Source organism: Methylomonas fluvii (assembly GCF_014850975.1).
Taxonomy (GTDB): Bacteria; Pseudomonadota; Gammaproteobacteria; order Methylococcales; family Methylomonadaceae; genus Methylomonas; species Methylomonas fluvii.
This window is the reverse complement of the sequence record NZ_JACXST010000001.1, coordinates 969,213-992,210: the sequence shown is the minus strand read 5'-3', so window position 1 is coordinate 992,210 and position 22,998 is coordinate 969,213. Positions and strand designations below refer to the sequence as shown.

The window sequence follows — 22,998 nt, the reverse complement described above, 5'->3', positions numbered from 1 at the left end:
GCAAAAAATTAAATTTGCCGGGGCTTTTAACTCCCCTCACCCCAGCCCTCTCCCAAGGGGAGAGGGGGAATACCGGTATTTTTGTTAGCTAGACTAAATTAGGATCGCCTCATCTAGCTCGGAAATATAACTCCCTCTCCCCCCGGGAGAGGGCAGGGGTGAGGGAATCCAAAAAAGGCTTTTGCAATGAAAGATTTGGCCCGTTCATTACGCAAAAATCAAACCGACGCAGAACGAGTGATTTGGCAACAGCTGAGGAATCGGCAATTGTTGGGCTGTAAATTTCGTAGACAGCAGGTTATCGGCCCATTCATCGTTGATTTTGTTTGCCTGGAACCCAAGTTGGTAATTGAAGTTGATGGCGGGCAGCATGCCGAGCAACAAGAATACGATCAAAACAGAAGCCATTATTTACAGCGGCTGGGGTATCGGGTGCTGCGATTTTGGAATCATGAGGTTTTACAAAACAGGCTTGCCGTAATGGAAGTAATTCGTCTGGCTGTGATTGAGTTAAGAGAACCTGTAAAAACCTAGCCCCCTCTTAAAGAAGACTGGGATCAGGGAATTAAAATAGTTGATCCCCTCACCCTAGCCCTCTCCCGGAGGGAGAGGGGATGCTCCAAACTTACTCGCTTTGGCCTGGAGAAGTAATAAAGTCAATTCACCCCCTCTCCTGCTGGACGACTGCATGGATGCAGGAGATAGGGCAACGCTGGGAGTAATTGCCGAGGGTTGCGGTGAGAAGAAAAAATCAATTAACTGCCGCCCTTCACCCAAACCCAATACCATTAAGTTAAAAACGGCCAACCCCTTCTCCCTCCGGGAGAAGATTGGGATGAGGGTATCAAATAAATCTTTTGCCGTATTTATTCCCGCTAACCTTCTCCTGCTGGGGAAGGGAATGTTTCCCTAAACTTAATGACGCTGCATCCTAACCTTACCCCGTAAGTAAAGGGAATGCCCCCCTCTCCTGCTGGAGAGGGTTGGGGTGAGGAGAATAAAATCAATTAACTGCAGGCCCTCCCTCGGAGGAAGTGGGTATTTGTTGAGCCGCCCAAAAGCGGGTGTTCGGCATCTAAAATTTAACTCCCTGCAAAAAGTGGGCATAATGCTCCGGTTTTTAATGCGCGCAACCAGCCAATGCAATGAAACCAGCGGCAAACATCTATTTGATCGGCCTAATGGGCGTGGGTAAAACCACCATAGGCAAACAGCTTGCTAAAGCTTTGCAATGGCCGTTCTACGATAGCGATAGAGTCATTGAGGAATGCACGGGTGTCGATATTCCCACTATATTTTCCTACGAGGGTGAAGACGGCTTCCGGATGCGCGAGCAAACCGTAATTAGGCATTTATCGGCATTGCAAGGCATAGTGATGGCCACCGGCGGCGGTGCAGTGCTAATGCCGGAGAATCGGGCGGCAATCAAGGAAAACGGCTTCGTCGTCTATTTGCATTGCTCTATCGACAAAATCCTGCATCGCACCAAACACGATACCCAACGCCCACTGTTGCGTACCGACAACCCCAGACAACGCCTGCAAACCTTGTTGGCGCAACGCGACCCTCTGTATACGGAATGTGCCGATTTTAAAATCGACTCCGGCGTACTACCCACTAAAACCGTGGTTAAAACCATTTTGCAGCAATATCAGGCTGCTTTAGAAGATCATGAAAGAATTGCAAGTTGCACTAAATAACGACAGAAGTTACCCGATTTACATTGGCGCCGGCTTGTTGGCGCAAACGGAATTGTTGACCAAACATATTCGCTCCAAGCAGGTATTGATCGTCACTAACGAGACTATCGCCCCGCTTTATCTAGTCCAATTGCAGAAGGCACTAGGCGATTATCAAGTCGAAACCGTGATCTTGCCGGACGGTGAGCAATACAAAACGCTCCAATATTTGGAAAAAGTCTTCGATCAATTGCTTGCCAAAAAATTTAGCCGCAATGCCACCTTGATTGCCTTGGGCGGCGGCGTGATCGGCGATATGGGCGGCTTTGCGGCAGCCTGTTACCAACGCGGCATTACCTTCATCCAGATTCCCACCACATTATTGGCCCAAGTCGATTCCTCCGTCGGCGGCAAAACCGGCGTGAACCATCCGCTGGGCAAAAACATGATCGGCGCGTTTTACCAGCCCCAATGCGTGATTGCCGACGCCGATGTGCTCGATACCCTGGACGACAGACAGCTGTCGGCCGGTTTGGCAGAAGTCATCAAATACGGTCTGATTCGCGACCTGGCCTTTTTGCAATGGCTGGAAGCGAATATGCCGAAATTACTGGCGCGCGACAAAGACGCCTTGGCTTATGCCATCGAGCGTTCCTGCCTCAATAAAGCCGAAGTGGTTGGTGAAGACGAGTTTGAATCCGGTATACGCGCCACTTTAAACTTGGGCCACACCTTTGGACATGCCATCGAAACCGGCAGCGGCTACGGCCACTACCTGCACGGTGAGGCCGTGGCAATCGGTACCTGCTTTGCCGCCGATTTATCGCGGCGGCTGGGCTGGCTTAACGATGCCGACTTCGAACGCATCGTTGCGGTATTCAAAGCCGCCAGCTTGCCCGTCACCCCTCCCAAGGATATGACAACCGAGCAGTATGTGGATTTGATGGCGGTCGATAAAAAAAATATCGACGGCAAAATTCGGGTCATTTTGCTGGAAGCGGTCGGCAAAGCCTCTCTCCCCGTCAACGTCGATCTGGCGCAATTGCAGGCAACTTTGAACGGCTATGCTGGATAACGACGACCTGACCTATAGTTACCAAAAGCGCTCGGTGGTCAACAACGCCGAACGGACCTTGATTACGCTGGAGCGCTCGCAGAAACTGGATTTGCTGCTGCATTTGCTGGCTAATTTGCAGCAATCGCTGATTGTCTGCGGCCCGGAAGGCATCGGTAAAACCACCTTATTGGAAACTGTCCGGCAAAATCGCAAGGATATGTGGGAGGTCGTGTTACTTTCGGCTTCACCAGACTCCAGCTTCGAAAGCCTGATCAACGATTTGTTGCGCGGCCTGAATATCGCCAAAGCCTCAGCTTTCGATCTGAGCGCACTGCGCGACAAATGCGCCAGGCAAAAAGTAGTGCTGCTGATCGACGACGCCGGCAATTTGGTGCCCGGCCTGATGACGATGCTGATCGAATTTGCCGATTCGCTACCGGGCTTGCGCTTGGTGTTGGCGATGAATCACGATCAATTCCACATCAAAAGCGGTACCGACAAATTGGTGGAGGAATGCCATTTCATCGAACTGCCGCCACTCAGCAAAAAACAATGTGGCGAATATTTGCAAAACCTGTCGGCGCAACCGGGCGCGATGGTCTCGTTTAACGCCATCAGCGACAGCCTGATCGAAGATTTATACCGCGCCAGTAACGGCATCCCCGGTAAAATACTCGCGCAATTGCCTAAATTCGCTCATTCCCAAAGCCATAAACGCAGCAAACTGGGCTTATGGCTGGCCATCGCCGGTGTGCTGGCCGGTGCCGGCTACGCGCTGAAATCTTTATTACCGCCGGATCTTGTCACCGGGCAAATCGCCGGCAAACTGCCTATAGCCGTTCCAAGCGAAAGTATCGGCAAAGCTGGCACCGTAAACACAACCGCTCCGCAGCCAACACCCACACCGGTAGTCGAAACCGTCCTGGCACCGCCGCAGATTGCGCCGCCAACCGAACCCAAAGCGCCGGAACCGTCGCCGACAATCGTGTCTACCGCCCTCAGCCCGGCGAACAATACAGTGGAATCAAGCCGTGCGCCGATCGAATCAAAGCGTTCGCTGATCGAAGTCGAAGCGACCGACCAAGCTCAGCTCCGCTCAACCGAAGCCGAATCGATAAATAATTCAACAACACCGAGCCCGAAATCACCGAGCAAACCGTCGTCTGAGGCCATAAATACGCAGCCAACAACCCAGATCATCGCTACCGACAAACAGACGGCGCTCGCAACAGCTCCAAGCCCTGGGCAAGCCAAGCCCGAGCAGCAAGCTGAAACACCGTCGCCAGCCAACTCAGTGCCGGCCGAACAGATAGCGCCCGTTGCTGTACCAACCCCGACTAAACCCGTCGAACACAAACCCGCCAAACCCGCCTTCGAAGGCAGCGATCAGGACTGGATCATGGCGCAACCGGCCGGTAATTTCACGCTGCAAGTCATGGTGCTGTCCACTAAAGATGCGGCACTGCGTTTTCAAAAAAAATACGCCGATTACCGCGACGGCCTGAAGTTTTACCCGATCAAACAAGGCGAGCTGGAAAAATACGTGGTAATTTACGGCTCTTTTCAAACAGCTGCCGAAGCGATACAGCTTAAAGCCATGATGCCCGGCGAGTTTAAGCAGGCCATGGAAAAACGCTTCCGGGCCGTACAAAAAGAAAGCCGCCGCTGATTCTCACCCCCAATCGAAACGAATGACCAACTTACAAAACGATTTATTCTTAAAAGCCCTGTTAAGACAGCCCGTCGACCGCACCCCCGTCTGGATGATGCGCCAAGCCGGACGTTATTTACCCGAGTACCGGGAAGTACGCACCAAGGCCGGCAGCTTCATGCAACTTTGTACCAACCCGGAATTGGCCTGCGAAGTGACGCTGCAACCGCTGGAGCGTTTTAACTTCGACGCGGCCATCTTGTTTTCCGATATTTTGACTATCCCCGACGCCATGGGCTTAGGTCTCTCGTTTGCCGAAGGCGAAGGCCCGCAATTCGCCAACCCGGTCAGAACCGCCGCCGATATTGCCAAACTGCCAATTCCCGATCCGGAAACCGAATTGCGTTATGTGATCGACGCCGTGCGCTTGATCAAAACCAATCTGCACGGCCGGGTGCCCTTGATCGGCTTTTCCGGCAGTCCCTGGACGCTGGCGACTTATATGGTGGAAGGCAAAAGCAGCAAAAGTTTTCAAAAAGTGAAAAGCCTGATGTTCGAACAACCGCAACTGATGCATCAAATGCTGGATAAGCTGGCTCAGTCGGTAGCCACTTATTTGAATGCGCAAATTGCCGCCGGCGCTGATGCGGTGATGGTGTTCGATACCTGGGGCGGCATGCTCAGCCACGACGATTACCTGGAGTTTTCGTTGCGCTATGCACAGCAAGTGCGCGAACTTTTAAATACTCGTCGCGACGGCCAGCAAATCCCCACCATTTTGTTTACCAAGGGCGGCGGCCTATGGCTGGAAACGATGGCGGATACCGGCTATGACGCGCTGGGCCTGGACTGGCAAACCGACATTGGTCAGGCCCGCGCCCGCGTAGGCGACCGGGTCGCTTTGCAGGGCAATATGGACCCGATTACTTTGTACGCCCAACCGGAAGTCATTCGCGAGAAAGTAGGAAAAGTGCTGGAAGGCTTTGGTAATGGCTCGGGGCATGTATTCAATCTGGGACACGGCATTTTGCCCGACATTAATCCAGACCACGTCAAGGCGATGGTTGATGCCGTGCGGGAATTGAGTCCGCAATATCATCGATAGCCAGCACGATGTGGGTCCAAAAGCGCATCCAACTGCCCACCAAGCCGCGTGGCTTTCATTTGATCACGCGCGAAATCGTCGGTCAGCTAACCGAACTGGATAAAATTGAAATTGGCCTGGCCCACGTGTTTTTGCAACACACCTCGGCATCGCTGGCCATCAACGAAAATGCGGATGCGGATGTGCGCCGGGACCTGGAAAGTTATTTCTCCCGGGCGGTAGCGGAAAATGAACCATACTACCGGCATACACTCGAAGGGCCGGACGATATGCCCGCCCATATCAAGACCGTTATATTGGGCAGCTCGCTAAGTATTCCGATCAGCGACGGCCAATTGGCCTTGGGGATTTGGCAAGGCATTTATTTATGCGAGCATCGCAATCATGCCGGCAATCGCACTATCATCGTAACGCTACACGGCGAATAAAGAGGTATTTATGAGAGCAGCAAAACTAATCGTTTTATTACTGGCGGCTTGCAGCCAAAGCCTGTCCGCGGAAGAAGCCGGCAAGCCGCTGGAAATGACAGTCTATCGCAGCCCCACTTGCGGCTGTTGCGGCAAATGGCTGGAACATGCCAAACAAAACGGTTTTAAAATCAACGACGTGGTTAGCGACGACATGGAAACTATCAAAGCCCGTTTCGGCGTACCTGAGAAGCTGGCGTCCTGCCACACCGCTATCGTGGACAGCCACGTTATCGAAGGCCATGTGCCTGCTGCCGACATTCAGACACTCTTGCAAAGCAAATCCGACATCGCCGGCATCGCCGCGCCGGGCATGCCGATGGGCAGCCCCGGCATGGAAATGGGCGGGCAACAAGATGCGTATAAAGTGGTGTCCTTCGATAAAGAAGGTAAGTATGAAGTGTTTGCAGAGCATGGCAGCAAGCAATAGCTCCGCTTACGTAATCTCAGCCGTCTGTTTAAATAGCTGCCAACCATTATGTCTTTTCGGCAACTTATAGCATGACCAAGGCCCTCGTCACCGGTGCCAGCGGTTTTATCGGCGCGCACCTATGCCAGGCCTTGGTAAATCAGGGTTATGCAGTCAGAACGTGTAGTCGCGCCGGATATGGTGAGGACAACATCGCCTTGGATTTGGCTGAACCGGGAGCGTACCCCGCTGAGCTGTGCGCCGGCATAGACGTAATATTTCATCTGGCCGGCAAAGCCCACGCCTTGGCGGAAAATCGGCAGGATGCAGCCGAATACCGGCAAATCAACACCGAAGGCACGCGCAAACTACTGGAAGCCGCACAACAGGCTGGAGTGAAAGCCTTTGTGTTCTTCAGCAGCGTCAAAGCCGTCAGCCAGGCTAGCCAACAACCGATGGATGAAGTGGTTAACGACCCGGCCTCAGATCCCTACGGTTTGTCCAAATACGAAGCAGAGCAACTGGTATTAAACGGCGGTTATGTTCCACATCCGGTGGTGTTACGACCCAGCATGGTCTACGGCGCTTCCGAGAAAGGTAACTTGCCGAGGATGATCAAAGCCGTCCGGAGTGGAATATTTCCACCATTGTCAGAGTCCGGTAACCAACGCTCCATGGTGCATGTAACGGATATGGTTGCCGCGGCATTGCTGGCGGCCGACAATCCCGCAGCAGCCGGGCAGGTTTATATCGTCACGGATCAACAAAGTTATTCCACCCGGCAGATTTACGACGCGATCAGAGCCGCTTTCGGCAAGCAGCCTGTTGCCTGGTCGATACCGATGCCGTTGTTAACCAGCTTGGCCAAATTAGGCGATAGCTTTGGCCGGCTGACGGGGCGACGCTTTCCTATCGACAGCGATAGTCTGGAAAAATTAACCGGTTCGGCGTGGTATTCGTCTGCTAAAATCGGCCGCGAATTGGGTTTTCAACCTCGCCAAACTCTCTGGAAAGCCCTGCCCGATATTATTCGCCATCTAAGTTAAATCCAGCGTGCTATTGCTTTTTACTGTTACCTTGCTGCTCGCCGCCGTATTGACCGGCCTGATTCGCCGTTACGCCTTAACTTACAAGGTGCTGGACATTCCCAACCAACGCAGTTCACACAGCGTGCCAACCCCGCGGGGCGGCGGCTTGGCTATCGTGCTGGCATTTTTTGCGGCCGTTCTCTGGCTATTGTTTACTGGTCAATTAACCGGTAGTTTCTTGGCCTTACTGAGCGCCACACTATTGGTAGCGGTGATCGGCTTTTGCGACGATCACGGCGAAGTGGCCGCGCGCTGGCGATTTTTGACGCATTTATTGGCGGCGATCATCGCTCTGGAATTAATGAGCAATCTCCCGGTTTTATTGATCCCCGCCCCATTCGACGCCCTCTTCGGGCGCTTAAGCATCAATCCAGGCTGGTTGGGCTATCCCTTAGGTGCGCTGTTTTTGGTGTGGGTCTTAAACCTGTTCAATTTCATGGACGGTACCGACGGCATTGCCGCGTCAGAGGCACTGTTCGTCTCTTCGGCATTGGCCGGTTATCTGTTTTTTATCGACCAAAGCCTGTGCGCGGTTGCCTTGAGTTTGGCGGCGGCTTGTGGCGGCTTTTTGCTGTGGAATTGGCCGAAAGCGAAAATCTTCATGGGCGATGTCGGCAGCGGCTTTATCGGTCTATTACTGGGTTTATTGATTTTACTGGCCGCACAACAGGTCGCCGTACTGCTGTATTGCGGGCTGATTTTATTCGGTGCGTTTATCGTGGATGCCAGCTATACCTTGGCGGTTAGAATGTTTAGCGGACAAAAATGGTACGCGGCGCATTGCTCGCATACTTATCAGCGTGCAGCCAAGCGTTACGGGCATTTGCCGGTGTTATTGGCAACCTGGGCAATTAATTGCGGTTGGCTGTTGCCTATCTCTTTATGGATATTCAAGCATCCCAGCCATGCGCTGGCCGGCATTGCCTTGGCTTATCTGCCGCTAATCTATCTGGCTTACCGGTTTAAGGCCGGCCAATCCGAGTGGGTTATTTCGTGACTTTAAGATTCCGCTCCCGCACCACCATTTTTTTGCACGATCTGGCAATGATCCCGTTGGCTTGGTTCGGCGCTTACTGGCTACGCTTTAATCTGCAAAACATCCCGGACGAATTTTTTTATTCGGCCTTATTGTTCCTGCCTTGGGTCATAGCCATCCAGGTCAGTTTATTCTGGGTGTATGGTTTGTACCGCGGCGTTTGGCGGTTTTCCTCACTGCCCGACCTGATCCGCATCGGCAAAGCCGTGTTGACCGGGATTTTTTTTATTGCCTCCGCCTTGTTTTTATACGACCGCCTGCACGGTGTGCCGCGTTCGGTCGTGCCGTTGTATGTGCTGATCCTGTTTTCCTTGCTCAGCATACCGCGCCTAGTTTATCGCTTTTGGAAGGAACAGACGTTTGCGGAGCGCGTCGGTAAGCGCGCGTTGATCGTCGGCGCCGGTTCCGCTGGCGAAATGCTGGTGAGAGATTTATTGACCAATGTCGATAGCGATTATGTGCCCATAGTGTTCGTCGACGACAACCATGGCAAATACAAACGCGAAATTCGCGGCATCCGCGTCGCCGGCACGGTCGAGCAAATTCCCGAGTTAATCGAACGCTGGAATATCGAAACGGTGCTGATTGCCGTGCCGTCGGCCAGCGACCAGCAAATGCGCCGGATCGTGGAAATCTGCGAAAATTGCTCGGTGGATTTTCAGACCCTGCCGTCGGTTAAAGAACTGCTGAGCGGCGCGGTCACCACCGCCAATCTACGCAGCGTGTCGATCGAAGATATTCTGGGTCGCACGCCGGTGAAGCTGGATTGGCCCGGCATAAAAAACCATCTGCACGACAAAGTCATTTTGGTGACAGGCGGCGGTGGTTCGATAGGTTCCGAGCTTTGCAAGCAATTGGCCAGAGCCCAGCCGCGCAAGCTGATCGTGTTCGACCAATGCGAATTTAATTTGTACAAAATCAATGCCGACTTGAATCGGCTGTTTCCGGAGTTATCGCACCAAGCCGTACTGGGCGATGTCGCCGATCCCGTTGCGGTGCAGCAATTAATTGCCGGGCAAAAACCGGAAATCGTGTTTCACGCCGCCGCTTATAAACATGTGCCCTTGCTGGAAAATCAGATCCGCGAAGCGGTGCATAACAACCTGATTGGCACCAAGATACTGGCGGAAGCGGCTATTGCCGCCGGCGTGGCCCGTTTTGTGTTAATTTCCACCGATAAAGCCGTCAACCCCACCAACGTGATGGGTGCGACCAAGCGGGCAGCGGAAATCCTGTGCCAAAACCTGAATCAGACCGGCAACACCCGCTTCACCACCGTACGTTTCGGCAACGTGCTCGATTCGGCCGGCAGTGTGGTGCCGCTGTTCAGAGAGCAAATCAAGGCCGGCGGCCCTATCACGGTGACGCATCCGGATATTACCCGCTACTTCATGACGATTCCGGAAGCCTGCCAGCTCATCATGCAAGCGGAAACCATAGGCCAGGGCGGCGAAGTGTTTGTGCTGGATATGGGCGAACCAGTCAAAATTACTTATCTGGCCGAACAGATGATCCGGCTGAGCGGCAAGGTCCCGAATAAGGACATAGAGATCAAGATTGTCGGCTTGCGGCCCGGCGAAAAACTCTACGAAGAATTATTCCACGATCAGGAACAATTAATGGCCACCAGCCATGTGAAATTGCGCCTGGCCAAAGCCCGACTCTACGACTCCGTGGAATGGGCTAAACAAATTGAAGGCCTGCAGAAGGTATGCCGGAGCTACGATAACCAACAGCTGTTGGCCGGTTTAAAGCAGTTGGTCCCCGAGTTTAATAATACGCACGCCTAAAACTAGTCTATCCGATAGCAATACAGCTTAGTTTTCCGGCTATCGTTCAGTTCAAGTACCGACTCGGGCTGGCTGTTCGGTATCGGAAAAGAGGACGAGACAAACAAGCAACCGCAACGCATTTCCCGCCGAATTTTTTCACCTATTTTTGCCATCACCAGTGGCGACAAGAAGGCGAATACCACATCGAACTCGCGTAAATCCTGCTCCCAAAAACTGGATCTGCCGACCCGGACATTAGCCAGATTGCGGCAACGCCATGTCGCCAGCAGCCAGGGCAGCGGCGCCCGCTCCAAGGCCACTACAGCCATATCCTGCCGGGCTTTTGCAAGCGGCACCACAACCGTGGCCAGACCGGCGCCAATATCGACGAACGATTTCGCCTGTTCGCGGCTTACTATTTCGATCAGCGCCTGGCTGACGGCGGAAGACGATAAGAACAACGGCACATCGCCTTTCACCGTCCCCCAAAATAACAAAGTTAGCAGCAGCAATATCAGCAGATACAACCAAGCAGGTACTTGCCAGCTCAGACCGAGTAATACGGTAGGCAAAAATAGCAAATGAATCGGTAGCCACCAATAAGGCTGGTGAAAACCGCGAGAGAACAGTGCGGCCAAGCAGGCCTGAATGGCGACAGTTTGCCAAACGCTAATCGAGAGGAAGAATGTGGTGCGTAGTCCCAGCACTGCGACGCAGGCTAGTAGCTGGCTGAGCAGCGCCTTGAATATCTGCATCAGATCCTTACCGGGTTTGTCAGCCGACTGTTAACCGCGCCAAGCTAATGGGCCGCGCCGTCCGCCCCGCTGATTTTGGTATTTTGCTGAATCGTTGGCGACATGGCCGGCAGACCGGGAACAGAGCTATCGCTGCTGCCGGGCTTATCTTCGGCGCCATCGTGCAGCACCTGATTTTCGGTTTTTTTATTCATTACCACGATGGAAATCCGCCGATTCATTGGATCGTTAGGCACGTCGCCCTTGTACGGAATACTCGATGCCAAGCCGACCACGCGCAGCACCTTGTCTTCGCTGAGTCCACCTTGGTTTAATTCGCGGCGAGCCACATTGGCCCGGTCGCTGGATAACTCCCAGTTAGAATAGCCGGTGCGATTGCTGGGAAACGGCAATGCGTCGGTATGGCCGTTGATGGTGACTTTATTCGGTAATTCGTTGATCACCGGCGCCAATTCGCGCAGGATGGCTTGCGCATAGGTTTCGATACCGGAACTCGCCAGCTTGAACATAGGCCGGTTTTGCGCATCGATAATCTGGATTTTCAAACCTTCCGGCGTGGTTTCCAGCTTGATCTGATCTTTATATTCCGCCAACTTGTCGTTGGCTTTCAGCATGTCCTCGATTTTTTCCTGCAACTTTTCCAGCTTGAGCTTTTCCTGCTCTTCCGCCAGTTTTTCGATATCCTCGGGGGTTGGTTCGGCCGGGGTATTTTCCCCCTGATGCACTTGGCCCTCCTCTTGCGACTTCAAATCCTGACCGCCGGCCTGAATGATGCTGGTGCGGTCGCCGGTCCCTTCGCCGCTACTATTGGTAATCGCGACGCCGAAGGGGTTCTGGAAATATTCTGAAATGCCTTTTTTAGTTTTTTCATCGGTGGAACCGAGCAGCCACATCAACAAAAAGAAGGCCATCATCGCCGTCACGAAGTCGGCATAGGCGATTTTCCAAGCCCCACCGTGGTGGCCGCCGTGACCGCCTTTCTTGATTTTTTTGATGATTATGGGTTGTTCGGCCATCTCTGCTTATCCTTTGCCGGCTTTCAATTGTTCTTCCAACTCGGTAAAGGTCGGTCTGGCATTATGCGGAATGGCGGTACGCATGAATTCCACCGTCATTGCCGGCGACGTGCCTTTCGCGCAGTTCAGCAGGCCTTTTTGGGTGCATTTGTAAGCATTACTTTCTTCTTCCAGGCGCGCTTCCATCACCGACGCCACGGGGCCGATAAAGCCGTAAGACACCAAAATACCCAGGAAGGTACCGACCAGCGCCGCCGCGATCAGTTTGCCCAACTCCGCCGGCGGAATCCCCACCGATTCCATCGTATGTACCACCCCCATTACCGCCGCGACGATACCGAAAGCCGGCATGCCGTCACCAACTTTTTGCACGGCCTTGATTGGCTCATTGCCTTCGGCATGGTGCACTTCGATTTCCGCGTCCATGATGTCTTCAAGCTGGTTAACATCGACACCCGTCAGGATCAGCCTGAGTTTGTCGCAAATGAATTCCATCAGATGGTGATCGTGGACGATTTTTTCACCGAAAATCGAGCTGCCTTCCGGATCATCCACCACTTTTTCCAGGGATAATAAACCTTCCTTGCGGGCCTTCTGACTGAGCGCGTTAAAGCTCATCAGCAGTTCCATATAGTATTCCTTGGTGTAAGTGCTGCCTTTCAATGTGGCAGTACCGCCAGCCATGGCAGCCTTGCTGTTGGCTAAGGAGTTACTAGCTAAAAAGGAACCAAAGGCGGCACCGACGATGATCAGCACCTCCACCGGTTGCCAAAGTACGCCCAAGTGGCCACCGGCCATCATGAAGCCACCCAATACGCAGCCCAAAATGATCACATAACCAATGATTACAAACATGGTTGCCTCTAAAAACTAAAAGTTAATTATAAATTCCAAACTTACCCTGGATTCACTCGTTTTACCGGCCGCCATGTAAGTTGCCGGATAAGTCTAGGCTATGGTTTTCAAACTCTCAGGCTAAATGTTCAGTTTTTTTTAAAACCAGCTTGCTGATAGCCGGCAGCACCACAAAAGTACAAGTCATGATCCAGAAAATGCCGATAGTGATGACCAAGCCCATGCTGGAGATGCCCTGATGCGGGGAAAATGCCAAACCAACAAAGCTGGAGATGGTGGTCAACGCGCCGTAGAACATGCCGCGCGCGGTACTGGATTGATAAATATTCTGATCCTCCGACAGCGAATGATGCAGTTTTTCAACCATATGGATACCGTTATCGACACCCAGCCCCATTAATAAAGGCAGGGCAATAATATTAGCAAAGTTGATCGGCGTGCCGGTAAACACGGTGGTCGCCATCGTGAACAAGCCGGCCAATACCAGCGGCGTCATCACCAACAGCGTATCGACGATACTGCGGCGTATGAACATCAACAGCAAGGCTATCGCCACTAATGCAATGATGATGGCTTCCTGGAAGGCGCCAATCACCGCTTTCATGGATTCCCAATACATCACCGGCAAATCGGTGGCGTTTGGCGCGACCGCCTGCACATCGGTGATAAAAGTCTGCAAATTACCGAGATCGTTCAAATCTTCCTTGGGAAAAATCTGAATACGGTATAAACCGTCTTTACTCAACCAGCGTTCCTTGATTTCCGCCGGGATACTGGTCGGTACAATTTCCTCGGCATGGAAACCGATCAGAAGCTGGTTCATGACAGTAGGCAAAGTGCCGAGCAGCGAGGTTTGAATTTTTTCGATAAATACGCCACGGTCAGGCTGGAATCTGGCTTCCAATTCCACCATCACGTCTTGCAACTGCTGTTTAAAGGTTTGCAGGGATTTGATGTCCGCCGGATTGGTTTTTTTCGGCAGATTGTTGTCTATCGCGGCGATCATCCGCTTGATGGCCGGCAACGGATCAGTACCGGTTTTCAATTGCGGGAAAAACTGGCTCTGCGGACCCAGCGTCAGCACCATATCGTCGATGATACCCAATTTGCTTTCTTGATCGTCAGGCACAAAGTCGAACAAGCTGACGGTTTTATCCACGGTTTTCAGACTCTCCAGCTTTTTCTGCGCAGCTCTGGCTTCGTCTTCGTTTTTCACCAACACAGTCAAAGTCATCGGCGAAGTTTCGCGCTCCTTCATCAAGTCCTTGAAGGCAATCACCGACTCGGTATGCGGATCGCGCAGATTTAACGGGTTGAAATCGGTTTGCACCTGAAACACAAAGTACACGGCAACGACCGCGCCAAGCAAAGTCAACAAGGAAATCGGTTTGGCATAGTGCAAGGTAAAGTGCGCCAGCACGTGGGTAAACTTCGATTCGCCGGGTTGTTCACCATGCAATTGATGCACGGGCGGATTCGGCAACACCTTAAGCAGCACCGGCAGCACGGTCAACGTAATGAATAGGCAAATGAACAAGCTGGTACCGGCCAGCAAACCCAACTCGGAAATACCTTGGTAATCGGTGGGAATAAAGGCATACAAACCGATGGAGGTGGTACCGGCGCACAGAATTAAAGACGGACTGGTCGCCAATAGGGCCGAACGAATCGCCTTGCCCTTGTCGCTGCCGTAGAGATCCAAATTGTCGCGATAACGCAGGCAAAAATGGATCGCATACTCTACGCCCAAACCGATATTGGACACCGCGAAGGCCACCGAAATCAGATTCAGCTGTTTAACCGCCACGGAGGCAAACAAACCGCAAAACACCATGCCCAAAGCCAATGTCAGCAAGGTAGCCAGCATCAACAGCCAGGAACGGTAAGCCACCAACAAAATGCCGCAAACCAACACGATGGAAAAAATGCTGGCGGTAAAGGTACCCTCACTCATGCCAGCCATTTCATCGTGTTCCAAACCGACTTCGCCGGTCACCCAGACTTTGACGGCCGGCAGGTTGGGATCTTGAATTTTGTCGGCGGCGTGACGGATGACATTGATAGCCGGCTCTACCGGCAAAATCTGCGTGTAATCAAATTTCGGCGTGACGAATATAAACGCTTTGTCCGATTGCTCTTCGCTGATCTTGTTTTCGGCAATCAGTTTTTGCCAGGACAGCAGGTCGGTTTCGCCGTTCAGCGTCTTATGCAGCGAGTTGCTGACCTTGTCGATCAGCGACATCAGATCGATGGGTACTTCTTCGGTTTTGGTTTCCGCATTCAGCGCGTCTTCGAAAATCGAGAAAAAACCGTTCAAGCTGGGATCTTGGGAGATTCGGCCGATAAACGGCTGGGCTTGCGCCAGTGTCACCGAAAAATCCTGCAACTTATCGGTATCCAGATACAGCAGACCGTTGCGCTGGAAAAACGCATTTTCATCCGGCCGATAGACCTTGGTGAAATGTTCGGTATCGGCTCTGAGTTCCCGGCTTAAGCGCTGGGCGGCGGCCTTGGTCAATTCCGGACTGGAAGACTCTATCACCAGCAGCAAGGTATGGACTTCCTGGCCGAACTGCTGCTCGAATTTGCGGCGGTTTTGCTGAAACGGTGCTTCCGGCGCGATCAGTTCCGCCGTATCGGTGTTGACGGTCAGATGATTGCCGGTGTACTGAACCGCAAGATAAGCCAAGATTATCGAGGCAAGTAACACTAATCCCGGCGAATACAGCAGCCAGTTGCCCCAACGAAAGGCGATATTTCCCAAACGTTTTTCCAAGGACATGCTTAAGCGCTCACGACGGTGTTAATCAAGTACACGGTGTAACTGGCATATACCGCCAATAAAATACCGCCTTCGACCCGATTGATCCGGCCTTGCTCACCCTTCCTGGCGTATCCCAAAAAGAACAGCGACACCGTTAACAAGGCCATCAACGGCCAATCGCGATTAACGATTTCCAATGGAATCGACATCGGGTGAATGACCCCAGCCAAACCGACTACAGCCAGCGTGTTGAATAAATTGGAGCCGATGATATTGCCCAAGGCCAGATCGTGCTCGCCTTTGCGGGCGGCGGCAATCGACGATGCCAACTCAGGCAAGGAGGTACCGATGGCGACGATGGTTAAGCCGATCACCAAATCGCTGACGCCCAAGTCCTTGGCAATGGTTACCGCACCCCACACCAACAATCTGGAACTGATCACCAACAACAGCAATCCGCTGATCAGCCAAATCACTGATTGAGCGAAAGACATAGACTGCTCCTCCAACTCTTCGGCCATCTCCGCGCCTAATACATCAGTTGTCTCGGCCGTTTTGCTTAAGCCTTGGCGGATCATCCAGGTCATCACCCCAACGAACACCGCCAGTTCCAAAACTGCGTCCACCCTTGACAGATCACCGTCATATACTTGGCCGAGTGCAAATATCGTCACCCCAAACAACACGGGCAGCTCTTTTTTGATGATTTGCGAATGCACTACGATGGGACTAATCAGCGCCACGGCACCGAGAATCAAGGCGATATTGGTGATATTAGACCCGTAGGCATTACCCAGCGCTATCCCCGGATTACCTTGCCAGGCAGACAAGGCGGACACCGTCAATTCCGGCGCAGACGTGCCGAAACCGATCACCACCATCCCAATTAACAACGGCGACATGCCCAGAAAACGCGCTATCGCCGCAGCTCCTTCGACAAAAATATCGGCACTCCAAACCAACACAATCAGACCGATGACTATCATCAATAGTGGCAAAGCCATAACCTACCCTTAAATTTTAAAGATCAAAAAACCGAAATACTGCCCTACGTGACGCCGAATGCTAATCCACCGTCCACTGCACCAGACCGCTGTAAGCACTGGCAATCACCACCACGCCAAACACAATTCGATACCAAGCAAAAATGATGAAATCGTGATGGCTGATGTAACGCAGCAAACCTTTAACCGCCAGCAAGGCACTGATAAAAGCCGCGACTAAACCGACCGCGAACGACAGCGCATCGCTTTCGATATGCAGTAAGTCGCGGTGCTTGTATAAGTCGTACAGACTGGCGACTACCAAGGTGGGAATCGCCAAAAAGAAAGAAAACTCGGTAGACGCCTTACGCGACAAACCGAACAACAAGCCGCCGATAATGGTCGCGCCGGAACGGGACGTGCCGGGGATCAAGGCAAAAGCTTGGGCAATACCCAATTTCAAGGCATCCAGCGGGCTGAGATCGTCAACATTATCGACCCGGATTTTGTGCTCGCGCTTTTCCGCCCAGATAATCACGAACGCACCGATGATAAACGCCAAGGCTACCGGCACAGGCTTGAACAGCGCGGCCTTGATATGTTTGCCAAACAACAAGCCCAGCGTCGCCAGCGGCATAAACGCAATCGCCAGATTCAACACAAATTTTTGCGCCTGCCTGTCGCTGGTCAAGCCACTCAATACCGAGCCGATCTTGGCCCGGTATTCCCAGCAAATCGCCAGGATCGCGCCGACCTGAATGACGATGGTAAACAGCTTGGCCTTGTCGTCGTTAAAATTCAGCAAATCGCCGGCTAGAATTAAGTGGCCAGTGCTGGAAATAGGGAGAAATTCGGTTAATCCTTCAACTACGCCGAGTATCAGGGATTTAATGATGAGGGTAATGTCCATTTTTTATCAGGCTCCGTACCAGTCAGGTACCAGGGTCGAAATCAGCATGTCGATGAAGTTGATGTAAACCAGTCGAATTTGGTAAGCCTATGAAAAAGCCATATAAGCGGGGCGGGATTATAGTCGAAATCTCAACCATTACGTAACTTTACCCTGTAAGGCACGGCAAATCCTGGTATTTATGACAGACATGCCTGGCAGCAATTTAGGTTAAGGCGTGCTTTGCATAGCACTTGCCGATCTGCCAGAATCGCCGGTAACGCTGAAACTGCCATTACGCAGTCAGTCGCGCTCACTCTGCGAAGGTGTTTAATCATGGTAAATGCATACCCACCGCTGATAACCGCTCTTTGCGATCCGGCCTGTTTCCCGCATCCGGTCAAACGGGTCACCGTGCTGGAAACCCATATTTCCTGGGTGTTACTGGCCGGCCGCTACGCTTACAAGATTAAAAAACCGGTCGATCTGGGCTTTCTGGATTTCAGCCAACTTAGCCAGCGCCACTTTTACTGCCAGGAAGAAATTCGCTTGAATCGGCGTCTGGCACCCAGTATTTATTTGCAGGTGGAGGCCATTGGCGGAAGCCCCAAGCAACCCCGAATCAACGTGGAGCCGGCGTTTGAATATGCGGTAAAAATGCGCCGCTTTGCTGCCGGTAAGCTGTTGGATACTTTACTGACCCATCAGGAAATTACGCCAGCGCATATTGACAGCCTGGCCGACACCATCGCCCGGTTTCATATGGGCTTGGCACCGGCGAGTCCGGACTCGAACTACGGCTCTCCGGCCACTATTGAAGCGCCGGCCCGGCAAAATTTTCAGCAATTGCTTGAGCTGATGAAACCCGAAGATGCCGCATTGATCAAGCCAATGCAAGATAACTGTCGGCAAGCATTTTTAGCGGCCGAAAACATGTTTATGCAGCGGCAACAAGCCGGTTTTATTCGTGAATGTCATGGCGACCTACATCTGGGCAATATCGTGTTGTTAAGAGGTCGGCCGGTCGCATTCGACGGTATCGAGTTTTCGCCGGAATTGCGCTGGATAGACACGATTAGCGATGCGGCATTCCTGATCATGGACTTGCTCCATCGCGGGCGCGCCGATCTGGCATACCGGTTTTTGAATGGCTATTTGCAAATCAGCGGGGATTACGCCGGCCTCGGCGTGATGCGTTTTTATCTAAGTTACCGGGCTGCGGTGCGCGCGAAAATTGCCGGCATTAGGTTCGCGCAAACCGGCGCAGAATCGGCTAGACAAGAATGCCTAAGTTATTTAAGTTTGGCCGACAGCAGTTTAAGCCCGCGCAAACCGGCATTGATTCTGACCCACGGTCTGCCTGGTTGCGGTAAAAGCACGGTATCGCAAATACTAATTGAAAAACATCAGCTGATCCGCTTGCGTTCGGATGTCGAGAGAAAACGGTTGTTTGGTTTAGACGCCCTGCAAAAAAGCGGTTCGGCAATCGATAACGGTATATACCATCCACAAGCCAGCCAAAAAACCTACCAACATTTGTTAAGCCTGACACAAGCCCTACTTAATAATGGGTTCCCGATTATTGTCGACGCCGCATTTTTGAAACACACCCAACGCCGCCCGTTCCAGTTACTGGCACAAAGCCTGGGAATTCCTTTCGTCATTCTTTCGATACAGGCCAAGGATAAGGTGTTGCGGCAACGTATACAGCGTAGACAAGAACAAGGCGGCGACGCGTCGGAAGCCGACTTGAGCGTGTCGGACAAAGCCAAGGCCGGCGCCGAAGCATTGCAAACCGAGGAGCTGCCACATAACTTAGTATTGACCAACGATAGCGATGGCCTGGATGGAATCGATCAACAAGCAGCTTGGCGCGCGCTAGCGCGAACAATGGGATAAACCAAGCTAGACCGGCATTGCCGAAAACGACGCAGTAAAACCGCGCGCTTGGACAATATTAAATTCACGGTAAATTAGCCGGCGAGGGTTGGCATTTCCTACCGTCCGCGATCTTTGTTAGAATCGCGGGTGATCGCTAGATAATTAAACCAATAAAAACCACCATTTGAGCCATGAATAAAAAGAAAATTATAATATTTGCCGTCTGTCTGGCAGGCCTGCTAGCCATTCAGATTAAGTTTTTCCTGCCGTTTATGTACGACATCGCCGCTTCTGATTTATTTTTGGTGGAAAGCAAGGACGCGGCCAATCCTATGTCCATTAATACCGACATGACCGCACTGGCTTTCGCGCACTGCAACACCTACATCAAAAACGAAGCCGACGAAGATCAAAGTCTGTCATTTGCCAGCCAACCGACCAACGCCTGGACTCTCGGCAACTACGAATATATTGTCAATGCCGACGTGGAAATCAGCGGCAAAGATAGCCCCAACGTGATGCGCCACTACGCTTGCCGGATTCAATACAGTAAAGGCGACGACACCTCCGGCGTCAGCGATTTCGAAAATTGGTCCGTCGAAGGTGTAAGCGGATTGACCGATTAAGCCGCAGTCATCTCGCGGGCACATCCCCTCCGGCTACCGGAGGGTTTGTCTAAAACAGCTCTGAATCACGTCACCGTTTAATAACTTTTTCTGCTGCAGACATCTTTGGCAAGCGGCTTGTGTACGATGTAATACAGGCCTGGTTTTCCCGCTCCTACAAGGCCGCACGGCGGCAAGCAGAGGGCTTACGCTCGACGCCCTGAAGTAACAAACTTAAAAACCTACCCCGCTGCGCAGCACATAGAATAACCACCCTGAATAAGCACATTTATCAAGAATTGAGATAAGCTTATCTCCAGCAGATAAACCGTACCCCCTCACACGCAAAACCTCGCTGAACGTGACGCCGTTCGTTTAAAATCAAGTTCTTCGGTATAAAAATATGCAAAAAACTCACTTAGCCCTGCTGTTTACCGGCCTTACGCTGACATCGCTCGCGGCCGAGGCCGGCCCCGTGCAAGACGATTTCAGCACCTGGATCAGCAATACCTATCAAACTGATTTCGGCGGCAGCCCCTATTTAGCTTTTCTGGAGTTGGCGCCGCGCACCAAAACCGACAATACCTTGTTTAATCAAATTATTGTCCGTCCGCTGCTCGGCTATAAGCTAACTAATAAATTGCAACTCTGGTTAGGTTATACTTGGCAAGGCGAATACAGCGAACAAACCGACTTTGAAATGGCCACTAACGATGCGATGCAGCAGGTGCAGTGGATAGACAACTGGACCCAACAACTGAATTTTCAATACCGGTTTCGTCTCGAGCAACGCTTCTTCGCCCACGAAGGCGACGTCGGCCACCGCATGCGGCACCGATTCCGTTTAGTCTATTCGATACCGGACAGCCAAGCTTATCTGATCGCGCTTGATGAGTTGTTTGTGTATTTCAACTCGATAGACGAGGGCCGGCTGGCGCGATCCGTGCAGACCGGTATCAACCAGAATCGTAGCTATGTCGGGGTGGGTTACAAAGTGACCAAAAATTTGAATGTCGATACCGGCTATCAATTGCAATACATCCATAACTATGGCTCGCCTGATGTCACCAATCACGTCTGGCTAACCAATATCAATGTCAATTTCTAAGCCAGAAGAATGCGGGGATTTTTGATGGGGGTTTTTCGCTAACACCAGCGAGCCCCCAAGACCGAGCTTTGGACTGACTCTATATGCAACCCGGCTGGGCTGCATATAGAATCCTCGGCTCTCAGCTAAAAAAGCTCAACCGGTTTTTCACTTCCACAGCAACCAAGGCATCGTAATGACGCCGCAATACCGAGTCGGTAGGACGCGGAAATAAGGTGGCTTCAATTTCACTTTGCAGCTGTTCCAGAAAACTGGAGCTTGGCTCCGTGCTGTCAGTAACGAGAGACTGGCTGGTCAAAGTCGCTGGCGTTTGGCCTTTAGCGGAACGGAAAAATTTGCCGAAAAAGGAAAGTCCGCAACCCTGAGACGAGTATGCGCACGCAGCGACTAGGCCACTCAGTATGAACAATACAATGGCTTCGAACATATCAACACCTCATGACTAATAAAGAATACCGGCCAAGCCAGGTTGCCAAGTCAACGAGGCCTGTGTCGGCGACTCTTGCTCAGCAATTAAAATGCCATCAATTAAAGCTCATAAAGCATTGTTATATAATGAAAAATAATTTTTTACCGACTAAAACCCTGCCGCTTTCCTAACATTTTGTCGTTAATACGCCAAGACGCATGATAGGCGAGACCAAAAGCCGCGGTGTAGCGGCAGATGTTTCCGGCGAAAGCCGGAATCCATGGTATCAATAAAACTCTCGACTGCCCGGAAGCAGCGAGATTTAACGGTCGGATTAGTGGTTGACTAACACGGAGGCAAAACAGTGAAAATGTTAGGTTTGAAATATCTCCCGACGTTTGGTTGTTGGTTAGCAGCAATCGCATTGCTGGTTTTTATCGAGCGCATCAGTGCACACTGGTACCAGTGGGATCGCTTTCTGCTGAGTACCGCCCACGGCATTAGAAATATCTTGCTGGATCGTTTTTTTGCAGCCATCACCTGGGCTGGTTCGCTGTTCATTCTGGCCCCGGTAACCGCAGTGCTAAGCGGTGTTCTGGTCAGAAACAGCCGAACCAAAGAGGCTGGGCTGATGGTTTTGAGCCTAGCCGGTGTTGCCCTGTTCAGCCGTCTCGCCAAGCTTTGGTTCGCTCGCCCGCGGCCGGACTTTTTCCCCGTTGTGGGTGAAATCCCCTTGGACGCCTCCTTCCCAAGCGCCCACACCGCGCAAATCGTTGCCTTTGCTGTGGCCTTATGTTGGATATGCAAACCCGACAAACTGGGGCTTAACTTTTACGCGTTGACGGGGTTTGCGCTATTGATGGTATCCCTGGTTGCCGTCTCTCGCGTCTATCTGCAAGTTCATTTCCCCTCGGATGTAGTCGGTGGCGCCTTACTGGGATTATTGTGGGTGCTGGGTTTAGTTAATCTGCTGCAAAACGGCGGCATCTTCATCAGGTGAGTCATGCGAAACAAATTTCTTAATACCGGACAGAGCGGTTATCACCCTTTAAGAAAATTGAAGGTCTGTTTGTCAGGTCTACGCTACGCGGTTGTGTATGATTTCAGTGTGGCCTACAAACTCGTACTTTCCGTGTTGATTTTGGCCGTGTGCTTTTATTTTCGCCAATGGGTGGATTTCATCTCGGTACTTACCGCCACCGGGCTGATGCTGATATGCGAAATGTTTAACACCACCATAGAGGCGCTCTGCGATTTCGTGGAAACTCGGCAAAACGAAAAAATCCGTGTTATCAAGGATATTGCCGCAGCCGCTGCTGGCATTAGCATTCTGATCTGGGCAGTAGTCATGCTATCAGAGCTCAGCTACTTAGGGTCATTAATCCGTTGATCCGCCGCTGAAAAAGATTTCCATGGCACCATCAAACCAATAGCAAGGCAACCAGCGACTTGTCTAGTACAAGAGGCAG

At 51.9% G+C, this 22,998-nt stretch carries 23 protein-coding genes; 16 read left to right on the top strand and 7 right to left on the bottom strand.

Translation table 11 applies throughout. The features are described 5' to 3' along the window. Nucleotides 1-186: 186 nt before the first annotated feature. The 11 genes from EBB_RS04700 to EBB_RS04650 all read left to right on the top strand — a co-directional run bounded on the left by EBB_RS04700 (nt 187) and on the right by EBB_RS04650 (nt 10,282). Complete coding sequence (locus EBB_RS04700) at nt 187-534, top strand: endonuclease domain-containing protein (protein ID WP_192392691.1); 348 nt, start codon at nt 187-189, stop codon at nt 532-534. Between the two features lie 154 nt (nt 535-688). Further along, the gene (locus EBB_RS04695) at nt 689-913 is read left to right on the top strand and encodes a hypothetical protein (protein WP_192392690.1); all 225 of its coding nucleotides are present in this window, start codon (nt 689-691) and stop codon (nt 911-913) included. A gap of 232 nt (nt 914-1,145) precedes the next feature. Beyond that, on the top strand, nt 1,146-1,700 hold the full coding sequence (locus tag EBB_RS04690) for a shikimate kinase (protein ID WP_192392689.1): 555 nt from the start codon (nt 1,146-1,148) through the stop codon (nt 1,698-1,700). Beyond that, nucleotides 1,672-2,754 (top strand): 3-dehydroquinate synthase, encoded by a 1,083-nt coding sequence (gene aroB / locus EBB_RS04685; protein ID WP_192392688.1) that lies wholly within the window; start codon nt 1,672-1,674, stop codon nt 2,752-2,754. The genes EBB_RS04690 and aroB overlap by 29 nt, the downstream gene beginning before the upstream one ends. Next, the gene (locus EBB_RS04680; RefSeq protein ID WP_192392687.1) at nt 2,744-4,405 is read left to right on the top strand and encodes an AAA family ATPase; all 1,662 of its coding nucleotides are present in this window, start codon (nt 2,744-2,746) and stop codon (nt 4,403-4,405) included. Before aroB ends, EBB_RS04680 begins: the two co-directional genes overlap by 11 nt. Nucleotides 4,406-4,427: 22 nt before the next feature. After that, the gene (hemE, locus tag EBB_RS04675) at nt 4,428-5,492 is read left to right on the top strand and encodes a uroporphyrinogen decarboxylase (protein ID WP_192392686.1); all 1,065 of its coding nucleotides are present in this window, start codon (nt 4,428-4,430) and stop codon (nt 5,490-5,492) included. Nucleotides 5,493-5,500: 8 nt separating this feature from the next. Next, nucleotides 5,501-5,920, top strand: a complete 420-nt coding sequence (locus EBB_RS04670; protein WP_192392685.1) for a secondary thiamine-phosphate synthase enzyme YjbQ — start codon at nt 5,501-5,503, stop codon at nt 5,918-5,920. 10 nt (nt 5,921-5,930) lie between these two features. After that, on the top strand, nt 5,931-6,389 hold the full coding sequence (locus EBB_RS04665; protein ID WP_192392684.1) for a DUF411 domain-containing protein: 459 nt from the start codon (nt 5,931-5,933) through the stop codon (nt 6,387-6,389). 71 nt (nt 6,390-6,460) lie between these two features. Beyond that, nucleotides 6,461-7,414, top strand: a complete 954-nt coding sequence (locus EBB_RS04660) for an NAD-dependent epimerase/dehydratase family protein (RefSeq protein ID WP_192392683.1) — start codon at nt 6,461-6,463, stop codon at nt 7,412-7,414. A gap of 7 nt (nt 7,415-7,421) precedes the next feature. Further along, nucleotides 7,422-8,453: an MraY family glycosyltransferase gene (locus tag EBB_RS04655; protein ID WP_192392682.1), complete on the top strand. Its 1,032-nt coding sequence runs from the start codon at nt 7,422-7,424 to the stop codon at nt 8,451-8,453. Then, nucleotides 8,450-10,282, top strand: coding sequence for a polysaccharide biosynthesis protein (locus EBB_RS04650; protein ID WP_192392681.1), 1,833 nt, complete (start codon nt 8,450-8,452; stop codon nt 10,280-10,282). Before EBB_RS04655 ends, EBB_RS04650 begins: the two co-directional genes overlap by 4 nt. 2 nt (nt 10,283-10,284) lie before the next feature. On the opposite strand, the gene EBB_RS04645 is transcribed toward EBB_RS04650, so the two are convergent. The 6 genes from EBB_RS04645 to EBB_RS04620 all read right to left on the bottom strand — a co-directional run bounded on the left by EBB_RS04645 (nt 10,285) and on the right by EBB_RS04620 (nt 17,547). Further along, a complete protein-coding gene (locus EBB_RS04645) occupies nt 10,285-11,019 on the bottom strand; it encodes a class I SAM-dependent methyltransferase (RefSeq protein WP_192392680.1) in 735 nt (244 codons plus the stop codon). A 44-nt stretch (nt 11,020-11,063) separates the two neighbouring features. Further along, nucleotides 11,064-12,035 carry a flagellar motor protein MotB gene (gene motB / locus EBB_RS04640; protein WP_192392679.1) on the bottom strand — a complete coding sequence of 324 codons (972 nt, stop codon included), beginning with the start codon at nt 12,033-12,035 and terminating at the stop codon, nt 11,064-11,066. 6 nt (nt 12,036-12,041) lie between these two features. Continuing rightward, the gene (motA, locus tag EBB_RS04635) at nt 12,042-12,890 is read right to left on the bottom strand and encodes a flagellar motor stator protein MotA (RefSeq protein WP_192392678.1); all 849 of its coding nucleotides are present in this window, start codon (nt 12,888-12,890) and stop codon (nt 12,042-12,044) included. Between the two features lie 115 nt (nt 12,891-13,005). Then, on the bottom strand, nt 13,006-15,672 hold the full coding sequence (locus EBB_RS04630) for an MMPL family transporter (protein ID WP_192392677.1): 2,667 nt from the start codon (nt 15,670-15,672) through the stop codon (nt 13,006-13,008). A gap of 2 nt (nt 15,673-15,674) precedes the next feature. Then, on the bottom strand, nt 15,675-16,658 hold the full coding sequence (locus tag EBB_RS04625; protein ID WP_192392676.1) for a calcium/sodium antiporter: 984 nt from the start codon (nt 16,656-16,658) through the stop codon (nt 15,675-15,677). A 61-nt stretch (nt 16,659-16,719) separates the two neighbouring features. Further along, complete coding sequence (locus EBB_RS04620; RefSeq protein ID WP_033158221.1) at nt 16,720-17,547, bottom strand: undecaprenyl-diphosphate phosphatase; 828 nt, start codon at nt 17,545-17,547, stop codon at nt 16,720-16,722. Nucleotides 17,548-17,862: 315 nt separating this feature from the next. Here EBB_RS04620 and EBB_RS04615 point away from each other — a divergent pair, with 315 nt between their 5' ends. From EBB_RS04615 to EBB_RS04605, 3 genes are all read left to right on the top strand, one after another. Beyond that, nucleotides 17,863-19,425, top strand: coding sequence for a bifunctional aminoglycoside phosphotransferase/ATP-binding protein (locus EBB_RS04615; RefSeq protein ID WP_192392675.1), 1,563 nt, complete (start codon nt 17,863-17,865; stop codon nt 19,423-19,425). A 173-nt stretch (nt 19,426-19,598) separates the two neighbouring features. After that, nucleotides 19,599-20,033: a hypothetical protein gene (locus EBB_RS04610; protein WP_192392674.1), complete on the top strand. Its 435-nt coding sequence runs from the start codon at nt 19,599-19,601 to the stop codon at nt 20,031-20,033. Nucleotides 20,034-20,415: 382 nt separating this feature from the next. Then, nucleotides 20,416-21,120: a DUF2490 domain-containing protein gene (locus EBB_RS04605; RefSeq protein ID WP_192392673.1), complete on the top strand. Its 705-nt coding sequence runs from the start codon at nt 20,416-20,418 to the stop codon at nt 21,118-21,120. A gap of 121 nt (nt 21,121-21,241) precedes the next feature. Here EBB_RS04605 and EBB_RS04600 read toward each other — a convergent pair whose 3' ends face one another. After that, nucleotides 21,242-21,547 carry a hypothetical protein gene (locus tag EBB_RS04600; protein ID WP_192392672.1) on the bottom strand — a complete coding sequence of 102 codons (306 nt, stop codon included), beginning with the start codon at nt 21,545-21,547 and terminating at the stop codon, nt 21,242-21,244. A gap of 352 nt (nt 21,548-21,899) precedes the next feature. Here EBB_RS04600 and EBB_RS04595 point away from each other — a divergent pair, with 352 nt between their 5' ends. Both EBB_RS04595 and EBB_RS04590 read left to right on the top strand, forming a co-directional pair. Continuing rightward, nucleotides 21,900-22,529 carry a phosphatase PAP2 family protein gene (locus EBB_RS04595; protein ID WP_225587336.1) on the top strand — a complete coding sequence of 210 codons (630 nt, stop codon included), beginning with the start codon at nt 21,900-21,902 and terminating at the stop codon, nt 22,527-22,529. Nucleotides 22,530-22,532: 3 nt separating this feature from the next. Beyond that, nucleotides 22,533-22,919, top strand: coding sequence for a diacylglycerol kinase (locus EBB_RS04590; protein ID WP_192392670.1), 387 nt, complete (start codon nt 22,533-22,535; stop codon nt 22,917-22,919). Nucleotides 22,920-22,998: the final 79 nt, after the last annotated feature.

Excerpts from the sequence above, each read along its gene's own strand:
- EBB_RS04700 (WP_192392691.1), top strand. The coding sequence starts at position 187 with ATGAAAGATTTGGCCCGTTCATTACGCAAAAATCAAACCGACGCAGAA.
- EBB_RS04695 (WP_192392690.1), top strand. The coding sequence starts at position 689 with ATGGATGCAGGAGATAGGGCAACGCTGGGAGTAATTGCCGAGGGTTGC.
- EBB_RS04690 (WP_192392689.1), top strand. The coding sequence starts at position 1,146 with ATGAAACCAGCGGCAAACATCTATTTGATCGGCCTAATGGGCGTGGGT.
- aroB (WP_192392688.1), top strand. The coding sequence starts at position 1,672 with ATGAAAGAATTGCAAGTTGCACTAAATAACGACAGAAGTTACCCGATT.
- EBB_RS04680 (WP_192392687.1), top strand. The coding sequence starts at position 2,744 with ATGCTGGATAACGACGACCTGACCTATAGTTACCAAAAGCGCTCGGTG.
- hemE (WP_192392686.1), top strand. The coding sequence starts at position 4,428 with ATGACCAACTTACAAAACGATTTATTCTTAAAAGCCCTGTTAAGACAG.
- EBB_RS04670 (WP_192392685.1), top strand. The coding sequence starts at position 5,501 with ATGTGGGTCCAAAAGCGCATCCAACTGCCCACCAAGCCGCGTGGCTTT.
- EBB_RS04665 (WP_192392684.1), top strand. The coding sequence starts at position 5,931 with ATGAGAGCAGCAAAACTAATCGTTTTATTACTGGCGGCTTGCAGCCAA.
- EBB_RS04660 (WP_192392683.1), top strand. The coding sequence starts at position 6,461 with ATGACCAAGGCCCTCGTCACCGGTGCCAGCGGTTTTATCGGCGCGCAC.
- EBB_RS04645 (WP_192392680.1), bottom strand. The coding sequence starts at position 11,019 with ATGCAGATATTCAAGGCGCTGCTCAGCCAGCTACTAGCCTGCGTCGCA.
- motB (WP_192392679.1), bottom strand. The coding sequence starts at position 12,035 with ATGGCCGAACAACCCATAATCATCAAAAAAATCAAGAAAGGCGGTCAC.
- motA (WP_192392678.1), bottom strand. The coding sequence starts at position 12,890 with ATGTTTGTAATCATTGGTTATGTGATCATTTTGGGCTGCGTATTGGGT.
- EBB_RS04630 (WP_192392677.1), bottom strand. The coding sequence starts at position 15,672 with ATGTCCTTGGAAAAACGTTTGGGAAATATCGCCTTTCGTTGGGGCAAC.
- EBB_RS04625 (WP_192392676.1), bottom strand. The coding sequence starts at position 16,658 with ATGGCTTTGCCACTATTGATGATAGTCATCGGTCTGATTGTGTTGGTT.
- EBB_RS04620 (WP_033158221.1), bottom strand. The coding sequence starts at position 17,547 with ATGGACATTACCCTCATCATTAAATCCCTGATACTCGGCGTAGTTGAA.
- EBB_RS04615 (WP_192392675.1), top strand. The coding sequence starts at position 17,863 with ATGGTAAATGCATACCCACCGCTGATAACCGCTCTTTGCGATCCGGCC.
- EBB_RS04610 (WP_192392674.1), top strand. The coding sequence starts at position 19,599 with ATGAATAAAAAGAAAATTATAATATTTGCCGTCTGTCTGGCAGGCCTG.
- EBB_RS04605 (WP_192392673.1), top strand. The coding sequence starts at position 20,416 with ATGCAAAAAACTCACTTAGCCCTGCTGTTTACCGGCCTTACGCTGACA.
- EBB_RS04600 (WP_192392672.1), bottom strand. The coding sequence starts at position 21,547 with ATGTTCGAAGCCATTGTATTGTTCATACTGAGTGGCCTAGTCGCTGCG.
- EBB_RS04595 (WP_225587336.1), top strand. The coding sequence starts at position 21,900 with ATGTTAGGTTTGAAATATCTCCCGACGTTTGGTTGTTGGTTAGCAGCA.
- EBB_RS04590 (WP_192392670.1), top strand. The coding sequence starts at position 22,533 with ATGCGAAACAAATTTCTTAATACCGGACAGAGCGGTTATCACCCTTTA.